The sequence below is a fragment of the Nocardioides sp. genome (assembly GCF_036401255.1).
GTDB lineage: Bacteria > Actinomycetota > Actinomycetes > Propionibacteriales > Nocardioidaceae > Nocardioides.
The window spans coordinates 1-3783 of sequence record NZ_DASWVI010000412.1 but is presented as its reverse complement, the minus strand read 5'-3'; the positions used below and the strand labels follow the sequence as shown (position 1 = coordinate 3783).

The 3783-nt window shown below is 74.4% G+C and carries 3 protein-coding genes; all 3 read right to left on the bottom strand.

The genetic code is table 11. The features are described from left to right. On the bottom strand, positions 1–1171 hold a 1171-nt coding region (locus tag VGD85_RS19095; protein ID WP_331065013.1), incomplete at its 3' end, for a chromosome segregation SMC family protein. Between the two features lie 141 nt (positions 1172–1312). After that, positions 1313–2404, bottom strand: coding sequence for an alanine--glyoxylate aminotransferase family protein (locus tag VGD85_RS19090; RefSeq protein WP_331065012.1), 1092 nt, complete (start codon positions 2402–2404; stop codon positions 1313–1315). A gap of 10 nt (positions 2405–2414) precedes the next feature. After that, positions 2415–3776 carry an FAD-binding oxidoreductase gene (locus VGD85_RS19085; RefSeq protein WP_414690837.1) on the bottom strand — a complete coding sequence of 454 codons (1362 nt, stop codon included), beginning with the start codon at positions 3774–3776 and terminating at the stop codon, positions 2415–2417. Positions 3777–3783: the final 7 nt, after the last annotated feature.

Genomic DNA, 3783 nt, shown 5'->3' with positions numbered 1-3783 from the left:
CCTCGCGGCGGTCGGCGGCGGCCCGCTGCAGACCGGCGATCCGGCGGTCCTCCTCGGCCGCGGCGTCCTCGGCGGCCCGGCGGGCGCTGACGGCCTGCTCGAGGGCGACCCGGCTCTCCTCGACCTCGGCGGTGATCCGCTGCTCCTGCTCGCGGACCTGCTCGGCCTCGGCCTCGAGCTGCTCGGGGTCGCGGCCCGAGCGGGCCTCCTCGGCGTCGGCGGTGCCGGAGGCGTTGCGGACCCGCTCCGCGGCGAGCGACTGGGTGCCACGCAGCCGCTCGCGCGCGCCGGAGAGCGCGAACCAGGTCTCCTGCGCGCGGGAGAGCGCCGGCAGGTCCTCGCGGAGCGCGGCCTCGAGGGCGGCCTCCGCCTCGCGGGCCCGGGCGATCTCGGCCTCCACCTGCTCGCGCCGCTCGACGAGGATCGACTCGTCGGCCAGCTCCTGCTGCAGCGACGTGCGGGCCTTGACCAGGTCGTCGGCCAGCAGCCGGGCCCGGGCGTCGCGGACGTCGGCCTGGACGGTCGCGGCCTTGCGGGCCACCTCGGCCTGCCGACCCAAGGGCTTGAGCTGGCGCCGGATCTCGGTCAGCAGGTCGCTCAACCGGGTCAGGTTGCCTTCGGTGGCGTCGAGCTTGCGGAGCGCCTTCTCCTTGCGCTTGCGGTGCTTGAGGACGCCGGCAGCCTCCTCGATGAAGCCGCGGCGGTCCTCGGGCGTCGCGTGCAGGATCGAGTCGAGCTGGCCCTGCCCGACGATCACGTGCATCTCGCGGCCGATGCCGCTGTCGGAGAGCAGCTCCTGGACGTCGAGCAGTCGGCAGGAGTTGCCGTTGATCGCGTACTCCGAGCCGCCGCTGCGGAACATCGTGCGGCTGATCGTCACCTCGGCGTACTCGATCGGCAATGCGCCGTCGGAGTTGTCGATCGTGAGGAGCACCTCGGCGCGGCCCAGCGGCGGGCGGCCGGACGTGCCGGCGAAGATGACGTCGTCCATCTTGCCGCCGCGCAGGGACTTCGCGCTGGCCTCGCCCATCACCCAGGCGAGGGCGTCGACGACGTTGGACTTGCCGGAGCCGTTCGGGCCCACGATGCAGGTGATGCCCGGCTCGAGCTGCAGCGTGGTCGAGGAGGCGAAGGACTTGAACCCCTTGAGGGTCAGGCTCTTCAGGTACAACGCGGGCTCCCAGCTCGTTGGGTACGGCGACTCGTCGGTGCGACTGAGGACGAAGGCCGCCCATCATCGCAGGCGGGGGTGCGGGGGAAGCTCAGCGCGGCTCACGATACCCGGCCGACGCTCCGATCCGGGGCACGACCGTCAGACGCGGCCGAGCGCGTCGCGCAGCGCGGCGAGGACCAGGAGCACGCGGTCGGGGCGGGCGTTGGGGCCCATCAGGCCGATCCGCCACACGCTCGAGGCGTGGGCGCCGGCGCCCGCGCCGATCTCGAGGTCGTGGGTCTCGAGCAGGTAGCGGCGCACGGCGGCGGAGTCGACGCCGTCGGGGACCTTGACCGTGGTCAGCTCCGGCAGCCGGTGGCCCTCGGCCGCGAACAGCTCCAGGCCCATCTCCTGCAGGCCCTCCTGCAGCTGCCGCCCGGCGGCCTCGTGGCGCTCCCACACCGCCTCCAGGCCCTCGTCGAGGATCCGGGTCAGGCCCGCATGCAGGCTCGCGACCATCGCCACCGGTGCCGTGTGGTGGTACGTCCGCCCGCCCGAGCCGCTCGCCTCCCCGACGTACCCGCCGAGCAGGCCGAGGTCGAGGTACCACGAGCGCGGCTTCTCCACGCGGCGCGCGAACGCCCGGTCGCTGATCGTGAACGGCGCGAGCCCGGGAGCGACGCCGAGGCACTTCTGCGTGCCGGCGTAGCCGATGTCGACGCCCCACCCGTCGGCGCGCAGCTCGATGCCGCCGATGCTGGTGACGGCGTCCACGAGCAGCAGGGCGTCGCCCTTCCCAGCTCCCAGGGCCGCGATGTCGGAGCGGGCGCCCGTCGAGGTCTCGGCGTGCACCGCCGCGATGATCGCGGGCGCCGGGTGCGCGGCGAGCACCCGCTCGACGTCGACCGGCTGGCCCCACTCGTGCTCGACGGCCACGACCTCGGCCCCGCACCGTGCCGCCACGTCGCACATCCGCTGCCCGAACAGGCCGTTGACTGCGACCACCACGACGTCACCGGGGTGCACGGTGTTGACGAACGCCGCCTCCATGCCGGCCGAGCCGGTCGCCGAGAGCGGCAGGGTGCGCGCGTTGTCGGTGCCCCACACCTGGCGGAGCATCGCGCAGGTCTCGTCCATCACCGCCAGGAACGCCGGGTCGAGGTGACCCATCAGCGGCGCCGCGAGCGCCAGCGTGGCCTCGGGGTAGGGGTTGCACGGTCCGGGTCCGAAGAGGTGCCGCTCGTGGATCATGGGCCCGACGCTAGAGGATCGCGCCGGGGTTGAGGATCCCGAGCGGGTCCAGGGCGTCCTTGACCCGCCGGGTCAGGGCCATCACCTCCGGCCCGAGCTGGTCGGGCAGCGCGCCCTTCTTGGCCCGCCCCACCCCGTGCTCGCCGGTGATGGTGCCGCCGAGGCCGATCGCCGCGCGCATGACGTCGTCGAAGGCGCCGCGGGCCCGGCGCTCGGAGTCGGCGTCCGCGGCGTCGTAGACGATGATCGGGTGGGTGTTGCCGTCGCCGGCGTGCGCGACGACCGGGATCTCCACGCCGTGCTCGGCCGCGATCGCGGCGATCGCCGCCAGCAGCGCCGGCAGCTGCGGCACCGGCACGCCGACGTCCTCGAGCAGCAGCGCGCCGCGCGCCTCGATCGCCGGGAACGCCGATCGGCGGGCCGCCACGAACAGCTCGCCCTCCTCCGGGTCGTCGGTGACGAAGACCTCGGTGGCGCCGGCGTCGGCGCAGGCCGCGCGCATCGACTCGACCTCGACGGCGCGCGCCGACGCGGGCGCGTCGGACTGGGCGACCAGCAGCGCTCCTGCGGTCCGGTCCAGGCCCATCGGCCGGTAGTCCTCGACCGCGTTGATCGAGGCCCGGTCCATCAGCTCCATCATCGAGGGCCGGAGGCGTCGTCCGGCGGCCACGACGGCCCGAGCGGCGGAGTCCACGTCGGCGAACGTCGCCACGAGCGTCGAACGGACCTCCTGGGCGGGCACCAGCCGCAGCACGGCCCGGGTGACGATGCCGAGCGTCCCCTCGCTGCCGACGAAGAGCTTGAGCAGGCTCAGCCCCGCGACGTCCTTGATGCGCTTGCCGCCGAGCGTGACCAGCGTGCCGTCCGCGAGCACGACGTCCAGGCCGAGCACGTAGTCGGTGGTGACGCCGTACTTCACGCAGCACAGGCCGCCGGCGTTGGTCGCGACGTTGCCGCCGATCGAGCAGATCTCGTACGACGACGGGTCGGGCGGGTACCACAGCCCGTGCTCGGCCGCGGCGGCCTTGACGTCGGCGTTGAGCGCGCCCGGCTCGACGACCGCCACCCGGCAGTCGACGTCGATCTCGACGGCTCGCATCCGCTCCATGCTGAGCACCAGGCCGCCGTCGACGGCGGTCGACCCGCCCGACAGGCCGCTGCCGGCGCCGCGGGGGACGACCGGGACCCGGTGCTCGGCGGCCCAGCGCACCGCGGCCTGCACCTGTCCGGCATCCTCGGCCCGGACGACCGCGACCGGCGTGCCGGCGCCGGTGTCGCGGGACCAGTCGAAGCGGTAGTTGCCGGTCGTGGCGGAGTCGGTGGCCACGACGCCGTCCGGCAGTGAGGCGACGAGCTCGGCGAGGGCTTCCACCCGCCCA

Bases quoted from the DNA above. Each gene is read 5' to 3' on its own strand.
- VGD85_RS19090 (WP_331065012.1), bottom strand. From the start codon at position 2,404: ATGATCCACGAGCGGCACCTCTTCGGACCCGGACCGTGCAACCCCTAC.